The sequence below is a fragment of the Stenotrophomonas sp. LARHCG68 genome (assembly GCF_052871705.1).
Genome location: NZ_JBIXJV010000001.1, coordinates 206,395 through 220,574 on the forward strand (window position 1 = coordinate 206,395; position 14,180 = coordinate 220,574).

At 68.3% G+C, this 14,180-nt stretch carries 16 protein-coding genes; 8 read left to right on the top strand and 8 right to left on the bottom strand.

Translation table 11 applies throughout. The features are described 5' to 3' along the window. Positions 1-85 precede the first annotated feature (85 nt). Positions 86-886, top strand: a complete 801-nt coding sequence (locus tag ACIPR8_RS00855) for a DODA-type extradiol aromatic ring-opening family dioxygenase (protein WP_446539878.1) — start codon at positions 86-88, stop codon at positions 884-886. Positions 887-1,096: 210 nt separating this feature from the next. Further along, on the top strand, positions 1,097-2,740 hold the full coding sequence (locus ACIPR8_RS00860) for a Na+/H+ antiporter (protein ID WP_446539879.1): 1,644 nt from the start codon (positions 1,097-1,099) through the stop codon (positions 2,738-2,740). Between the two features lie 75 nt (positions 2,741-2,815). Here ACIPR8_RS00860 and ACIPR8_RS00865 read toward each other — a convergent pair whose 3' ends face one another. Further along, positions 2,816-3,064, bottom strand: a complete 249-nt coding sequence (locus ACIPR8_RS00865; protein WP_132865809.1) for a DUF3297 family protein — start codon at positions 3,062-3,064, stop codon at positions 2,816-2,818. A gap of 129 nt (positions 3,065-3,193) precedes the next feature. On the opposite strand from ACIPR8_RS00865, the gene ACIPR8_RS00870 reads away from it, so the two are divergent. Beyond that, a complete protein-coding gene (locus ACIPR8_RS00870; protein WP_132865808.1) occupies positions 3,194-3,736 on the top strand; it encodes a DUF6630 family protein in 543 nt (180 codons plus the stop codon). Positions 3,737-3,861: 125 nt separating this feature from the next. On the opposite strand, the gene ACIPR8_RS00875 is transcribed toward ACIPR8_RS00870, so the two are convergent. The 5 genes from ACIPR8_RS00875 to msrB all read right to left on the bottom strand — a co-directional run bounded on the left by ACIPR8_RS00875 (position 3,862) and on the right by msrB (position 7,223). Further along, the gene (locus ACIPR8_RS00875; protein WP_446539880.1) at positions 3,862-4,137 is read right to left on the bottom strand and encodes a DUF4031 domain-containing protein; all 276 of its coding nucleotides are present in this window, start codon (positions 4,135-4,137) and stop codon (positions 3,862-3,864) included. A gap of 14 nt (positions 4,138-4,151) precedes the next feature. Beyond that, the gene (locus ACIPR8_RS00880) at positions 4,152-4,628 is read right to left on the bottom strand and encodes a hypothetical protein (RefSeq protein WP_192287779.1); all 477 of its coding nucleotides are present in this window, start codon (positions 4,626-4,628) and stop codon (positions 4,152-4,154) included. A gap of 188 nt (positions 4,629-4,816) precedes the next feature. Beyond that, complete coding sequence (motB, locus tag ACIPR8_RS00885; RefSeq protein WP_446539881.1) at positions 4,817-5,752, bottom strand: flagellar motor protein MotB; 936 nt, start codon at positions 5,750-5,752, stop codon at positions 4,817-4,819. Positions 5,753-5,762: 10 nt separating this feature from the next. After that, positions 5,763-6,617 (bottom strand): flagellar motor stator protein MotA, encoded by an 855-nt coding sequence (motA, locus tag ACIPR8_RS00890; protein ID WP_132865804.1) that lies wholly within the window; start codon positions 6,615-6,617, stop codon positions 5,763-5,765. A 138-nt stretch (positions 6,618-6,755) separates the two neighbouring features. Beyond that, the gene (gene msrB / locus ACIPR8_RS00895; RefSeq protein ID WP_446539882.1) at positions 6,756-7,223 is read right to left on the bottom strand and encodes a peptide-methionine (R)-S-oxide reductase MsrB; all 468 of its coding nucleotides are present in this window, start codon (positions 7,221-7,223) and stop codon (positions 6,756-6,758) included. Between the two features lie 102 nt (positions 7,224-7,325). Between msrB and ACIPR8_RS00900 the strand changes: the two genes are divergently transcribed. Then, positions 7,326-7,769, top strand: a complete 444-nt coding sequence (locus ACIPR8_RS00900) for a classical arabinogalactan protein 4 (protein ID WP_446539883.1) — start codon at positions 7,326-7,328, stop codon at positions 7,767-7,769. 162 nt (positions 7,770-7,931) lie between these two features. Here the strand turns inward: ACIPR8_RS00900 and ACIPR8_RS00905 are convergent, their stop codons facing one another. Beyond that, entirely contained in the window at positions 7,932-8,411 is a 480-nt protein-coding gene (locus ACIPR8_RS00905) for a winged helix-turn-helix transcriptional regulator (protein WP_132865801.1), read from the bottom strand. A gap of 149 nt (positions 8,412-8,560) precedes the next feature. Between ACIPR8_RS00905 and ACIPR8_RS00910 the strand changes: the two genes are divergently transcribed. Together ACIPR8_RS00910 and alr are read left to right on the top strand one after the other, a co-directional pair. Then, complete coding sequence (locus ACIPR8_RS00910; RefSeq protein WP_132865800.1) at positions 8,561-9,826, top strand: D-amino acid dehydrogenase; 1,266 nt, start codon at positions 8,561-8,563, stop codon at positions 9,824-9,826. Then, on the top strand, positions 9,826-10,902 hold the full coding sequence (alr, locus tag ACIPR8_RS00915) for an alanine racemase (RefSeq protein ID WP_446539884.1): 1,077 nt from the start codon (positions 9,826-9,828) through the stop codon (positions 10,900-10,902). Before ACIPR8_RS00910 ends, alr begins: the two co-directional genes overlap by 1 nt. A gap of 73 nt (positions 10,903-10,975) precedes the next feature. Here the strand turns inward: alr and ACIPR8_RS00920 are convergent, their stop codons facing one another. Continuing rightward, the gene (locus ACIPR8_RS00920; RefSeq protein WP_446539885.1) at positions 10,976-11,545 is read right to left on the bottom strand and encodes a DUF3016 domain-containing protein; all 570 of its coding nucleotides are present in this window, start codon (positions 11,543-11,545) and stop codon (positions 10,976-10,978) included. A 186-nt stretch (positions 11,546-11,731) separates the two neighbouring features. Here ACIPR8_RS00920 and ACIPR8_RS00925 point away from each other — a divergent pair, with 186 nt between their 5' ends. Next, on the top strand, positions 11,732-13,750 hold the full coding sequence (locus ACIPR8_RS00925; RefSeq protein ID WP_446539886.1) for a hybrid sensor histidine kinase/response regulator: 2,019 nt from the start codon (positions 11,732-11,734) through the stop codon (positions 13,748-13,750). 63 nt (positions 13,751-13,813) lie between these two features. Continuing rightward, positions 13,814-14,119 (top strand): DUF3247 family protein, encoded by a 306-nt coding sequence (locus ACIPR8_RS00930; RefSeq protein WP_132865796.1) that lies wholly within the window; start codon positions 13,814-13,816, stop codon positions 14,117-14,119. Positions 14,120-14,180 lie beyond the last annotated feature (61 nt).

Here is a 14,180-nt window from a genome sequence, read left to right on the forward strand (position 1 = left end):
CGTTGATGTCGAGGCTATTTGTTGCCCCTTTGCCGCGCAATAAGCTGCGTCCCAACTTCTGTTCTTCCCACGCCGGGAGCCTGCCATGAATCGCCTGCCTTCGTTGTTCATCTCCCACGGTTCGCCGATGACGGCGCTGCAGCCGGGGCAGGTGGGACCGCGCCTGGCCGAACTGGCGGCGGGCCTGCAGCGACCGCGCGCCATCGTCATGGCCTCGGCGCACTGGCTGGGCCGGGCGCCGCTGGTCTCGGCGGCCCCGCAGCCGGAAACCATCCATGACTTCGGCGGCTTCCCCGAGCCGCTGTACCAGCTGCAGTACCCGGCCCCGGGTGCGCCGGCACTGGCGCAGGAGGTGGCCCAGTGCCTGGCCGATGCCGGGTTGCAGCCGGGCATCGACCCGCGGCGCGGCCTGGACCACGGTGCCTGGGTGCCGCTGCGCTACCTGTACCCGCAGGCTGACATCCCGGTGCTGCAGGTCTCGATCCAGCCGATGCTCGGCCCGCAGCACCAGTTCGCGCTGGGCCGCGCGCTGGCACCGCTGCGCGAGCAGGACGTGCTGCTGATCGGCTCGGGCAGCATCACCCACAACCTGCATGACTGGCACAGCTACTCCGAGGCCAAGGAGGCCCCGTACGTGCGGCCGTTCATTGGATGGGTGGAGCAGAAGCTGGAGGCCGATGACCTGCCGGCCCTGTTCGATTACCGCCGCCAGGCCCCGTTCGCCGCACAGGCCCATCCGACCGACGAGCACCTGCTGCCGCTGTACTTCGCGATGGGTGCCGCCGGCGGTGACCAACTGGGCGCGCAACGCATCGATGCCGGCATCGACCAGGGTTTCCTGGCGATGGACATCTACCGTTTCGATGGGGCCGACGCGGCCGCGTAGGAGCGGTTTGGGGCGCGAGGTTCACCCTCGCTGCACCCGCGCGGGCATCGGTGATTGCACGCCGCACCGGCTTGGCGGCCAGGGCCGCTCCTGCGCAGTGTCGACGCCATGCTGCATTGCACATGGCTGTGATAGTTTTCCAAGGGTTAATCAACCGTCGCTGCCAGCGCCGGCAGCATGCTGCCGTGGTGGTGAATCCGTGGAACGGGCATGCACACGATCGAAGTCGTCCTGGCCATGCTGGTGGCCGTCGTCGCCAGCGGCTATCTGGTAAGAATCCTTCCCTTTTCCCTGCCGCTGCCGTTGGTGCAGATCGGCTTGGGGGCGTTGATCGCCGGGGTGTTCAAGCGTGGCCATGCGCTCGACCCGGAGATGTTCTTCCTGTTGTTCCTGCCGCCGCTGCTGTTCCTCGATGGCTGGCGCATTCCCAAGCAGGGCCTGTTCCGCGACAAGGGCGCGATCCTGGAGCTGGCCTTCGGCCTGGTGGTGTTCACCGTGGTCGGTGCCGGCCTGCTGATCCACTGGATGATCCCGACCATGCCGTTGGCGGTGGCCTTCGCGCTGGCGGCGATCATCTCCCCGACCGATCCGGTGGCGGTCAGTGCCATCGCCTCGCGCGTGCCCATCCCCAAGCGGCTGATGCACATCCTGGAAGGCGAGTCGCTGCTCAACGATGCCTCGGGCCTGGTCTGCTTCCGCTTCGCGGTGGCGGCGGTGATGACCGGTACGTTCTCGCTGGCGCAGGCCTCGCTGACCTTCCTGTGGGTGGCCTTCGCCGGCCTGGCCATCGGCGTGGCGGTGACCTGGAGCGTGTCCACCTTCCAGCGCTGGCTGTGGCGCGGCTTCGGCGAGGAGCCCGGTGCCGCCCTGCTGGTCAACCTGCTCATCCCGTTCGCCGCCTACCTGCTGGCCGAAGAGCTCAGCGCCTCCGGCATCCTGGCCGCGGTCGCGGCCGGCATCACCATGAGCTACGTCGAGCTGACCGGCCGCATCAGCGGCAGCATGCGCGTGCAGCGCAGCGCGGTCTGGAACATGGTGCAGTTCACCTTCAACGGCATCATGTTCGTGCTGCTGGGCGAGCAGTTGCCGGGCATCGTCGAGCGCGCGGTGGAGACCATGTCGGTCACCGGCCACCAGAGCCCGTGGTGGCTGCTGGTCTACGTGCTGGCGATCAACGCCATCCTGATCGCGATGCGCCTGGCCTTCGTGTGGCTGTCATTGCGCTGGAACCTGCTGCGCGCGCGCATGCGCGGCGAGAAGGGCACCAGCACGCCACTGCGCGTGGTGCTGGCGATGTCGGTGGCCGGCGTGCGCGGTGCGATCACCCTGGCCGGCGTGCTGACGCTGCCATTGATGATCCCCAGCGGCGCGCCCTTCCCGGCCCGTGACCTGGTGATCTTCCTGGCCGCGGCGGTGATCCTGGTGTCGTTGATCGCCGCCAGCCTGCTGTTGCCGCGCCTGCTGCGCGGGCTGGAGCTGCCCAAGGACGATACCTCGCGGCGCGAGGAAGACCTGGCCCGCAAGTCCTCGTCCAAGGCCGCGCTGGTGGCGGTGGAGCGGGCCCGCCAGGAACTGGCCGACGGCCAGCCCACCGGCAACGTGCAGCTGCTCAACGACGCGGCGGCGCGGGTCAGCCTGTTGTACCAGCGCAACCTGGACAAGGGCATCACCCCGGACGAAGACCCCGACAAGATCAAGCGCATGGAGCAGGCCTACCGCAGCCTGCGCTCGGCCGGGCTCAACGCCGAGCGCGAGGAATTGTTCCGGTTGACCCGGCGCGGGCAGATCTCCGATGAGATCTCGCGCAAGCTGATCCGCAACCTCGACCTGCTGGAAAGCCGCCAACGCGAATAGGCCGCTCCTGCCGGGAAATGCCGAAGGGCCGCGCGAGCGGCCCTTCGGTATCCCGCCGAACCGGTGGTCCCGGTATCAGGCGTTCTTCAGCTCAAGGAAGTACGGTTCCACCGCGCCCTTGATCTTCAGCGTCATCGGGTTGCCGCGACGGTCGCGGGCCTTGCCGGCCTGCACGCGGATCCAGCCTTCGCTGACCGAATACTCCTCCACGTCATCGCGCTCGATGCCGTTGAAGCGGACGCCAACACCGCGCTCGAGGGCGGCGGCATCATGGAACGGGCTTTGCGGGTTGACCGCCAGGTGATCGGGAGGGGTATCGCTCATGGCACTGATTCATTGACGGCCACCGTGGCCATCTTCCGTGCCACAGGATAACCGCTGGGCGCACGGACGGCTTCCGCCGCCGGGCGCGTGGCGGCAGAATGCGCGGCAAACACGCCGTGGAAGACCGCAATGCCCGACAACAGCGCCGATTACGAAGACGCCGACGAACTGCAACCCACCTTCGACGAGGATGACCATCCGGCGCGGGTCTGGAATCTGCTGTGGCTGATCAACCCCGGTGACGAGGACGCGGCGCTGCAGCAGTTCGATGCCTGGCGCGAAGCCCGTGCCGGTGCCGAGGACGATCCGTCCGATGAAAGCTGGCTGTGGGACCTGAAGGATGCCATCGACTGGCGCGCCGGCTTCTACGTGGACTGGAAGGACACCGACTCCTTCGTCGCGGCGCTGCAGGAGCTGGCCGCGCGCTGGAACCTGGGCATCGACTGGGGCGGCGACCTGGACGACGAGGATTTCGCCGAGGACCTGGATGTCCCGGCGCTGATGAGCATCGCCTACGACCGCCTGCGTGAGCACGGCTATTCGGTCTGGAACTGGAACACCGGCGGTGATGCCTATGCCGGCTGGATCGCGCTCAGCCGCGACGACGAGGCGATGATGGCGCTGTGCTCGTTGCTGGGCGTGGAAGTACGCCCGGGCAGCGACCCGTTCTGATCATCCACTAGGAGCGGCCTCGGCCGCGAAACCGGAAGGCCATCAGGTTGCCGATCAACCCGGCGGCGCGGTGCCACCGGCTTCGTGGCCGAGGCCGCGCCTGTCGATTTCGGCACTCGCCGTGCCTAGGGCTGGTACAGCGCCCGGGCGTTGGCGATCACCTGGCGCATCCGCGCGCGGTCGGTGTGGCGGGAAATCGGCTGCGCGCCCAGGGCGATGGCCTGCTCGCGCAGCGGCGCGGGCACGTCGTAGTGCACGCCGCTGGGCAAGTTCTGGAAGGCGCGGCGGGGAATCCCGAGCTGCTGCGCCAGCGCATGCAGCTCGGGCAGGGTGTCGGCCATCAGATGCGCCCAGCGCTCGCCGCGCCAGGGATGTACCGCATCGTCGATATAGACCGTCACGATCGGCCCGGGGCTCAGGCCTTGGGCTGTTCGTCGGCGTCGGCCGCCGGTGCATCGGCCTGCTCGGCCGCTTCGCTGGCTTCGGCCACGTCCGTGGCTTCCTCGCCCTCGACGCCTTCGAATTCGGCGACCAGGCCGGCCAGGTAGTCGTCGGCGGTCTTGCCTTCGTCGGCGGCCAGGTCGTCGATCATCTGCTGCAGCTGCGCGGAGTATTCCAGCGTGACCTTGCGGCCTTCCTTCTCCTGCACGTTGGCCAGGTGCTTGAGCATGGCCAGCATCGGCACCGGGTTATCGGCATTGCCCATGGTCTGGCCGCCGATGGCCAGCAGCCATTCGTTGCCCTGCAGGCCAATGGCCGCCACGACCTGGCCTTCTTCATTGACCAGCACGGCGTGGTTCTGGATCTGCTGCTGGGCGTTCAGGCGGGCGAACGGGCGGCGCGGGGCCTGCTTCTTGCGCTTGTCGCGCTTGGCTTTGGACTGCTTGGACATGGGCTCGGTAGAGAAGGAAAACAGCGGCCATTGTAGGCGCCCGGGCCGGCTCCTGCCTTGATGGGCGCCCTTTGGGCCGCCCCCGTGCTCGCCTTCGATGTGCAAAAGGGGGCAGAAATGGGGTGCGCGGGGATCGGCCGGAACCGCGTGGAATGCCCTCCCGCAGGCCCGGGATGCCCCCGGCTTCCTTACTCCACCGCAGGCGGCGTTACCGCAGTCACCGGCGCCGTACCGGGCGCAGGCACCGGCAGCGACTCGGTCTCGTTCAGGGCGGCGGCCTCGGCTTCCTTGGTCATCACCACGATGCTGATGCGACGGTTGATCGGGTTCTGCGGGTTGGCCTTGTCGAACAGTACCGAGGAGGACAGGCCGACCACGCGGGCGACCTTGGCCTCGTCCATGCCACCTTCGATCAGGATGCGGCGCGCGGCATTGGCACGGTCGGCGCTCAGTTCCCAGTTGCCATAACCCAGCTGCGTCGAGTACGCGGTGGTGTCGGTGTGGCCGGTGATGCTGATGCGGTTGGGCACCTGGTTGATGAAGTGCGACAACTCCAGCAGGATCGACCGCGTGTAGGGCATCAGCCGCGCGCTGCCGAGGTCGAACATCGGCCGGTTCTGCTGGTCCACGATCTGGATGCGCAGGCCCTCGGGGGTGATGTCCAGCAGCAACTGGTCCTTGAACGGTTCCAGCGCCTGGCTCTTGCTGATCGCTTCCTGCAGGTCCTGCTTCAGCGCCTCCAGCCGCTGACGCTCGCGCTCGCGTTCGGCCACCGGCGTCGCCATCGCTTCCTGCTTGTTCTGGAACGGGTCGTTGCTGTTGCCGCGCGAGATGTCGGTGGCACCGCCGAGCTTGATCATCGACGTGCTCGCACCGCCCGGCCCGGCCATGCCCGGGGCCGGCGTGCTGCTGGTGCCGCTCAACGGGCTGGGGTTGCGGAAGTACTCGGAAATGGCCGCGCGCTCGGGCTTGCTGGTGCTGCCCATCAGCCACATCACCAGGAAGAAGGCCATCATCGCGGTAACGAAGTCGGCGTAGGCCACCTTCCAGGAGCCGCCGTGATGGCCGCCGCCCTGGACCTTCTTGACCCGGCGCACGATCACCGTGGGCTTGGTATCGCTCATCGTGGCTGCCTTACTTGACCGACTTCAGGTGCTGCTCGAACTCGCTGAAGCCCGGGCGCAGTGCCGAGGGCACGGTCTTGCGCGCGAACTCCAGCGCGATCTTCGGGTTGTAGCCGCGCAGGCAGGCCAGCAGTGCGGTCTTGACCGACTCGTAGATGCGCGCGTCCTGTTCGGCGCGTGCTTCCACCGCCGCCGCCAGCGGGCCGATGAAGCCGTAGCCGAGCAGGATGCCGAGGAAGGTGCCGACCAGCGCGCCGGCCACGTGGGCGCCGACTTCCTTGATGTCACCGCCGATCGAACCCATGGTGATCACGATGCCCAGCACCGCGGCGACGATGCCGAAGCCGGGCAGGCCATCGGCCACCTTGTTGAGAACGTGCGCCGGCTCGATGGCCTCGTGGTGGTGTTTTTCCAGCTCCAGTTCCAGCAGTGGCTCGAGCTCGTGCGGCTCGATGTTGGAGCCGATCATCAGGCGCAGGCAGTCGGTGATGAAGTCCATCAGGTGGTGGTCGGCCAGCACCTTGGGATAGTTGGCGAACACCGGGCTTTCCTGCGGTCGCTCGACGTGGTCCTCCAGCGCCATGAAGCCTTCGCGGCGGGCCTTGTTGAGCAGTTCGTACAGCAGGCTGAGCACGTCCAGGTAGTCCTGGCGCTTGTACTGCGGGCCCTTGAAGACGCCGACCACGGCCTTGAGCGTCTGCTTGACGGTCTTGACCGGCGTGCCGACCAGGAACGCGCCCAGCGCCGCGCCGCCGATGATGACCAGCTCGTAAGGCTGCCACAGCGCGCCCAGGCGGCCGTGCGCGCCGACGTAGCCGCCGAGCACGCTGATGATGACGATGAGCAGGCCAACGAGGATGAGCATGGTGCGGGCACGGGGAAGGGGATATCCCGTTGTCGGCACGCTCGCCGGATTCTGTAGGCGCGGGCTTGGCCGCGACGCAGGGCGTGCGTGCAGGCGGCCAGGCGCCGCCATGCCCCCGGCATCGCTCGGCGCGATGGCTCAGCGCGCCGGTTCGGCCTCGGCGCCACCGCGCTGCAGCGGGTCGGGGTAGGGCTGGCCCTGGTCGACGAAGCCCAGCGACACCGAGTTCAGGCAGTGCCGCTCGAAGGTCGGCGGCGGGCCGTCCGGGAACACATGGCCCAGGTGGCTGCCGCAGCGGGCGCAGACGATCTCGGTGCGCACCATGCCGTGGCTGGTATCGCGGATCTCGCCGACATGGGCCGGGTCGAACGGGGCGAAGAAGCTGGGCCAGCCGGTGCCGGAGTCGAACTTGGTGCTGGAGCGGAACAACGGCAGCGCGCACAGCCGGCAGCAGTAGACGCCCTGGCGCTTGTTGTCCAGGAACACGCCGCAGAACGGCGCCTCGGTGCCGTGCTGCAGCAGCACGCGCTTTTCCTCCTCGCTCAGGCCAGCGATGAGGGCATCACGCTGTGCAGCGCTGGGGGGTGTCAGGTCGAAAGCGGTCATGGCGAGGAATCCGTGGGGCAGGGAACCATGGTGGTGGCCGGTTCATCGCCATGCAAGTCGAATGGGTGCATGCTTCGAGCCGGATACAGACAGGGACGGGTGATGTTCCGCACGACCACGGTATTGCTTGTCGCATTGCTCCTGCCGGTGACGGCGCTGGCCCAGTTGCAGGCCCCGGCCTCGCCGACCGCCACGCGGCCGGTGAGCCTTCCGGGTTCGCCACCGCCGACCTCACCGACGGCCACCCGCCCGTCGAGCGTGCCGCCGCCTACCCGCGACGACGCGCAGCGCGAGGACCCGCAACCGCGGGTGCCACCGCCGCCACGACCGACCAAGCCGCCGACCAAACCGCCGATCAAGCCGGTGACCCCGCCACCGCCGATGCGCCCGATCTACGACAGCAAGGGCCAGCGGGTCGAAGGCATGCGCCAGGCCGGGCCGAACCGGGTCTTCGACCCGCGGACGGGGCGATACCACACCACCGAGCCGAGCGGCGTCGGCCAGCGCATCGTGCCGCCGCCGGCCGGAGCAACGCCGCAGAGGTGACGTGTGTTTTCCATGCGTGAAAGGGCCTCTCCCCAGCCCTCCCCTTTGCTGCACGAAAGGGAGCAGGTGGACAGTCCGGGGCTCCGTGCTCCCTGCAGCGCGCCTGACTGCGCCTGCCTTGCGCCGAAGGCGTAGGGGAGAGGGACTTCTGCCATCGGCCACTCACTCATCAATCGGCAGCGACAAGGTCTCCTTCACCTCTTCCATCACGATGTAGCTCTTGGATTCGCGCACGTGCGGCATGGTCAGCAGGGTGCTGCCCAGCAGCTTGCGGTAGGAGGCCATTTCGTTGATGCGGGCCTTGAGCAGGTAGTCGAAGTCGCCCGATACTAGGTGGCACTCCAGCACGTTGGGCAGTTTGAGCGCGGCGCGGCGGAACTCCTCGAAGATGTCGCCGGACTTGTAGGCCAGGCTGATCTCCACGAATACCAGCAGGCTGGCCTTCACGAACTGTGGATCGAGCCGGGCGTAGTACCCGGTGATCACCCCTTCGCGTTCCAGGCGGCGCACCCGGTCGGTGCAGGGCGTGGTCGACAGCCCCACCCGTTCGCCCAGTTCGGTGAAGGAAATACGGCCTTCCTGCTGCAGGATGCGCAGGATCCTGCGGTCGATCTTGTCCAGTTCGCGGCTGCGCGTGGCCATCGGGATTCTGCTTTTGATGGACGAAACAAGAAATTACCCTGCATCGGCCAATCAATACAGGGAAAAGTTCTGGAAGGACCTGAATATACTGCGCCGTTTCCAGTGCCTGCCCACTCCCGGGCAGGAAATGATCGGGTCAGGAGAGGGCAATGCGAGTTCTGGTGCTTGGCAGCGGTGTGATCGGCACGACCAGTGCCTGGTATCTGCGGCAGGCCGGCTATGACGTCACCGTGGTCGACCGGCAGCCGGGCCCGGCGCTGGAGACCAGCTTTGCCAACGCCGGCCAGCTGTCCTTTGGCTACACCTCGCCCTGGGCCGCCCCGGGCGTGCCGTTCAAGGCCATCAAGTGGCTGTTCGAGGAACACGCGCCGCTGGCGATCCGCCCCACCGCCGACCTGAACCAGTACCGCTGGCTGTGGCAGATGCTGCGCAACTGCACCGCGGCCCGCTACGCGGTGAACAAGGCGCGCATGGTGCGGGTGTCCGACTACAGCCGCGACTGCATCAACGAACTGCGCGCGGCCACCGGCATCGACTATGAAGGCCGCCAGCTCGGCACCACCCAGCTGTTCCGCACCCAGCAGCAGCTCGACGCCGCCGCCCAGGACATCGAGGTGCTGCGCCAGTACGGCGTGCCGTACGAGGTGTTGGACCGCCAGGGCATCGCCCGCGTGGAGCCGGCGCTGGCCAGCAAGACCGACCTGCTGGTCGGCGCGCTGCGCCTGCCCGAGGATCAGACCGGCGACTGCCAGCTGTTCACCCGCAAGCTGGCGGCGCTGGCCGCCGATGCGGGCGTGGAGTTCCGCTTCGACCAGGACATCAGCGCGATCCAGGGCGACGGCGACCGCATCACCGGTGTGCGCGTCAACGGCGCGCTGGAAACCGCCGACCAGTACGTGCTGGCGCTGGGCAGTTACTCGCCGCAGCTGCTGGCGCCGCTGGGGATGCGCCTGCCGGTCTACCCGCTGAAGGGCTATTCGCTGACCCTGCCCATCACCGATGCGGCGATGGCACCGAACTCGACCATCCTGGACGAGAGCTACAAGATCGCCATCACCCGCTTCGAGGACCGCATCCGCGTCGGCGGCATGGCCGAGGTGGCCGGCTTCGACCTGTCGCTGGAGGCGCGTCGCCGCGCCACGCTGGAGAAGGTGGTCAACGACCTGTACCCGCAGGGCGGCGACCTGTCCAAGGCCACGTTCTGGACCGGCCTGCGCCCGGCCACGCCGGACGGCACCCCGGTGATCGGCGCCACGCCGTACCGCAACCTGTTCCTCAACACCGGCCACGGCACGCTGGGCTGGACCATGGCCGCCGGCTCGGGCCGTTACCTGGCCGACCTGATGAGCGGCAGGACGCCGCAGATCAGCAGCGAAGGCCTGGACATCTTCCGCTACGGCAAGGGGCAGCACTGATGCGCCCGGCACAGGCACTGATCGACCTGGAGGCGTTGCGCCACAACTACCGGCTGGCCCGCCAGCTGGGGGGCGGCAAGGCCTTGGCGATCATCAAGGCCGACGCCTACGGCCACGGTGCGGTGACCTGCGCACGCGCGCTGCAGGACGAGGCCGACGGTTTCGGCGTGGCCTGCATCGAGGAAGCGCTGGAGCTGCGCCAGGCCGGCATCCGCGGGCCGATCCTGCTGATGGAAGGCTTCTTCGATGCGGCCGAGTTGCCGCTGATCGTCGAGCATGACCTGTGGACGGTGGTGTCCTCGTCGTGGCAGCTGGAGGCGGTGGAAGCCTTCCGCACCGATGCCACGCTGCACATCTGGCTGAAGCTGGACAGCGGCATGCACCGGTTGGGGTTGTCGCCGGATCAGTTCCGCGATGCGCACGCGCGCCTGAGCGCGCTGCCCACCGTGGGACCGCTGGTGATGATGAGCCACCTGGCGCGCGCCGACGAACTGGACAGCAACCGCACCCGCGAGCAGTTGGACGTGTTCCAGCACGCCATCGCCGGCCTGGCCGGTGAGACCAGCCTGTGCAATTCGCCGGCGCTGCTGGGCTGGCCGGACGTGCGCAGCGACTGGGTGCGCCCGGGCCTGATGCTGTACGGCGCCGATCCGCTGTACCCGCAGCCCAGCCCGCACGCGGCGCAGCTGCGCCCAGTGATGACGTTGCAATCGCGGGTCATCGCGGTGCGCGAGCTGGGTGTCGGTGAGCCGCTGGGCTACGGCGCGCGGTTCATCGCCCAGCGCCCGACCCGCGTCGGCGTGGTGGCGATGGGCTATGCCGATGGCTACCCGCAGTTCGCGCCCAATGGCACGCCGGTGTTGATCGATGGCGTGCCCGGTCAACTGATCGGCCGCGTGTCGATGGACATGCTCACCATCGACCTCACCGACCACCCGCAGGCGGGCCACGGCAGCATCGTGCAGCTGTGGGGCAATGCGCCGACCATTTCCGAGCTGGCCCCGCGCTGCAACACCAGCGCCTACCGCTTGCCGTGCAGCCTCAAGCGCACCCCGCGCGTCTACCTGAGCGAGTAAGCCGCGCCGCCGGCCACCCATGCAGAAGGGCCGCATGCGCGGCCCTTCCTGGAAATGCCCGGTTCGGGTGGAGTTACAGCCCGGCGGTCTTGCGTTCCGGTTGCAGCTCGCGGCGCAGCCAATCGTCGAGCAGGCGCTTCTCGTAACGCAGCGGATCGGTGTTGCTGGGCAGGCTGCTGTTGAACAGGTAACCGGTGTCCGACAGCCGGCGCTCGCCCTGGTCGATCACCTGGCCATTGGCATCGGTCAGGGTGAACTGCAGGTTGATGCGCGGCGGGTAGATGTCACGCAGGAAGCGCACGTCGTCCATCTGCGGCCCATGCCATGGCTCGTAGTCACCGGCACGCTTGATGTCGGTGATGGTCACGTCCAGTTTCTGTCCTTCGGGCAGGCGCTTGTCGGCCTGCTTGCGCAGGTGTTCGGCCAGGGTCACCACCCAGTCGCCGCGCTGGGCTTCCCAGCGGTTGCGGCTGTTGCGCAGCTCGGTGAACTGGGCCGGGTCGGTCCACTGCACCTGCACCGTACCTTCGGTGGGCAGGGCACGCGGGGCCTCCGGGTCGGACACGTTGCGCGGCTTGGCATGGGCACCGGCAACCGCCAGCAGGCAGGCCAGGCCAAGTCCGGTGACGGTCAGGGTTCTCATGGCACGTACTCCGGTGGGTTGGGATGGACCAAGTGTGATCGGGGTTGGGAGAGCCGGCAATGAACGCTGTCAACCTGCCAGCCCCGGATTGCGTGATGGTTCATCATCACGTCCTGTGGATCGCCCGCTGCGCAGACTGCAGCAGCGCCGCCGCCAGCCCGAGTACGCCCCCCGAACGCCCCGCCGATGCTCCCCTTCGACCACGAAATCCGCCGCCCGCTTCCCAACCTGCCTGACCTGGACCTGGAGAATGCCTCCGTGTACCGGGAGGTGTTCGATGCGGTGGGAACCGGCTTCTGCGTGATCGAGCTGCTGTTCGAGAACGAGGAGGCCGTCGATTTCCGTTACCTGAAGGTCAACCGCGCGTTCGAGCGCATCACCGGCCTGGCCGAGGTGACCGGCCGGCGCGTGCGTGAAGTGCTGCCGGGGGTGGAGCCGTACTGGTTCCAGTTGTTCGGCCACGTGGTGCGTGAAGGGCGGATGGTGCAGTTCGAGCGCGAGGTGCGCGAGCTCGGCCGCTGGTACTCGGTGGAGGCCGTGCGCGTTGGCGCGCCGGAGCAATGCCGGGTGGCGATGCTGTTCTTCGACATCTCCGAGGCCAAGCGGGTGGAAACCGAGCTGGCCGAGAGCGAGGCGCGCTTCAGCGCGCTGGCCGACGGCCTGCCGATGCCGGTCTGGGTGCTGGATGACCTGGGCCAGGTACGTTTCGTCAACGCCGCCTTCGGCACCTACTTCGGCCTGGCCCCGGACGTGGACATCGGCCCCGGGCATTGGCAGAAGCTGCTGCATCCCGACGACCTGGCGCCGTTCGGATACGAACTCGAAGCGGCCCTGGCCGAGCGCCGCGAGCTGCACATGAGCGTGCGCGTGCGCCGCCACGACGGGCAATGGCGCTGGCTGGAGATGAATGCCGTGCCGCGATTCTCCCCGGACGGCCGCTTCATCGGCCTGGCCGGCAACAGCCCGGACGTCACCGAGCGCCGCGAGATCGACATGGCGCGCGAGGAACTGCTCGCCGCCGAGCGTGCCGCGCGCAACGCCGCCGAAGGCACCGCGCGGATGAAGGATGAATTCCTGGCCACGCTGTCGCATGAACTGCGCACGCCGTTGACCACGGTGCTGGGCTGGAGCGAGCTGCTGCTGCAGCGCATGGACGCCGACCACCCGATGCGCAAGGGGCTGGAGGTGATCGCCAGCAGCGCGATGACGCAGAAGCACCTGATGTCGGACATGCTCGACCTGAGCAGCATGCTGCTGGGCAAGGTGCAGCTGGAAGTGGAGGTGCTGGACCTGGCCGAGCAGGTGCGCGAGACCGTCCGCGCGCAGGAGCTGGTGGCCGAAGGCAAGGCGCAGGAGCTGACCCTGTCGCTGCCCGAGCACCCCTGCCAGGTGCTGGGCGATGCCACCCGCATCCGCCAGATCCTCTCCAACCTGCTCTCCAACGCGATCAAGTTCACCGCCGTCGAAGGCCATATCCACATCCGCGTGCTGCGCGACGGCGAGCATTACGAAGTACGGGTCAGCGATGACGGCGACGGCATCGCGCCAGAGTTCCTCCAGCAGCTGTTCAGCCGCTTCAGCCAGGCCGATGGCACCACCACCCGGCGCCATGGCGGGCTCGGGCTGGGCCTGGCCATCGTCCAGCAGCTGACCGAACTGCATGGCGGCACGGTGTCGGCCGAGAGTGCCGGCGAGGGCCGTGGTGCCACCTTCCGGCTGCGGCTGCCGGTCCATCGCGCCCGCGAGGCGGAGGGACGACCGCGGCGCAAGGTGCAGCGTGGCCCGATCGGCGCACAGGTGGTGGCCGCGCACGCGCTGGCCGGGCTGCGCATGCTCGCGGTCGAGGACCAGCCGGACATGCTGGTCTACCTCAAGCGCCTGCTGGAGGAGCAGGGTGCCTCGGTGGTGGCCGTCAGCAGCGCCGCCGAAGCGCTGGAACTGCTGGGCATGGGTGGCCATGCGGCCTTCGATGTGCTGATCAGCGACATCGGCATGCCCGGCATGGACGGCTACGGGCTGGTCACCACCCTGCGCGAGACGCTGGGCATCGGCGGGGCCGAACTGCCGGCGGTGGCGGTGACCGCGCTGGCCCGCGAGGACGACCGGCGCCGTGCGTTCTTGGCCGGCTTCCAGGGCCATATCGCCAAGCCGTACAGCGTGGCCCAGCTGGTGGGCGCCATCCGCGATGCCCGCTTGCCGCGCTGAATCTTTGCGCCGGTTTCACGCGCCGCCCCGCTAATGTGATGGCGAGCACTCTTGGACGCTCGCATGGCCCTCTACGCGCCCCACGTCTATTCCGACCCGCTGACCATTGCCGCGCTTGAAACCCTGGCGGGGGAACTGCCGGGGCAGGCGCGGGTGATGCTGGTGCTCAAGGACGGCAGCCGGGTCGCCGGCACAGTGGTGATGCGGCCTTGCCTGCAGCACTTTTCCGACCCGGCCGAGCAGGCCGGGGTCAACGCCATGGTGCGCCTGGACGACCTGGCGCGGATCTCCCAGCAGCACGTGATCTGGCTGGACAGCGTCCGCCAGGTGCTGCGGCTGGGCGAGCCGGGGCCGGGCGAGGTCCTGTAGCGTTGCGGTGGGCCGGGGCCAAGCCCCGGTAGAATGGACGGCCCGTTCCAAGAAGTACCGG

Excerpts from the sequence above, each read along its gene's own strand:
- ACIPR8_RS00855 (WP_446539878.1), top strand. The coding sequence starts at position 86 with ATGAATCGCCTGCCTTCGTTGTTCATCTCCCACGGTTCGCCGATGACG.
- ACIPR8_RS00905 (WP_132865801.1), bottom strand. The coding sequence starts at position 8,411 with ATGGCCACGCGCAGCCGCGAACTGGACAAGATCGACCGCAGGATCCTG.
- ACIPR8_RS00870 (WP_132865808.1), top strand. The coding sequence starts at position 3,194 with ATGCCCGACAACAGCGCCGATTACGAAGACGCCGACGAACTGCAACCC.
- ACIPR8_RS00865 (WP_132865809.1), bottom strand. The coding sequence starts at position 3,064 with ATGAGCGATACCCCTCCCGATCACCTGGCGGTCAACCCGCAAAGCCCG.
- motA (WP_132865804.1), bottom strand. The coding sequence starts at position 6,617 with ATGCTCATCCTCGTTGGCCTGCTCATCGTCATCATCAGCGTGCTCGGC.
- msrB (WP_446539882.1), bottom strand. The coding sequence starts at position 7,223 with ATGACCGCTTTCGACCTGACACCCCCCAGCGCTGCACAGCGTGATGCC.
- ACIPR8_RS00920 (WP_446539885.1), bottom strand. The coding sequence starts at position 11,545 with ATGAGAACCCTGACCGTCACCGGACTTGGCCTGGCCTGCCTGCTGGCG.
- ACIPR8_RS00910 (WP_132865800.1), top strand. The coding sequence starts at position 8,561 with ATGCGAGTTCTGGTGCTTGGCAGCGGTGTGATCGGCACGACCAGTGCC.
- ACIPR8_RS00900 (WP_446539883.1), top strand. The coding sequence starts at position 7,326 with ATGTTCCGCACGACCACGGTATTGCTTGTCGCATTGCTCCTGCCGGTG.
- ACIPR8_RS00860 (WP_446539879.1), top strand. The coding sequence starts at position 1,097 with ATGCACACGATCGAAGTCGTCCTGGCCATGCTGGTGGCCGTCGTCGCC.
- motB (WP_446539881.1), bottom strand. The coding sequence starts at position 5,752 with ATGAGCGATACCAAGCCCACGGTGATCGTGCGCCGGGTCAAGAAGGTC.
- ACIPR8_RS00925 (WP_446539886.1), top strand. The coding sequence starts at position 11,732 with ATGCTCCCCTTCGACCACGAAATCCGCCGCCCGCTTCCCAACCTGCCT.
- ACIPR8_RS00930 (WP_132865796.1), top strand. The coding sequence starts at position 13,814 with ATGGCCCTCTACGCGCCCCACGTCTATTCCGACCCGCTGACCATTGCC.
- alr (WP_446539884.1), top strand. The coding sequence starts at position 9,826 with ATGCGCCCGGCACAGGCACTGATCGACCTGGAGGCGTTGCGCCACAAC.
- ACIPR8_RS00880 (WP_192287779.1), bottom strand. The coding sequence starts at position 4,628 with ATGTCCAAGCAGTCCAAAGCCAAGCGCGACAAGCGCAAGAAGCAGGCC.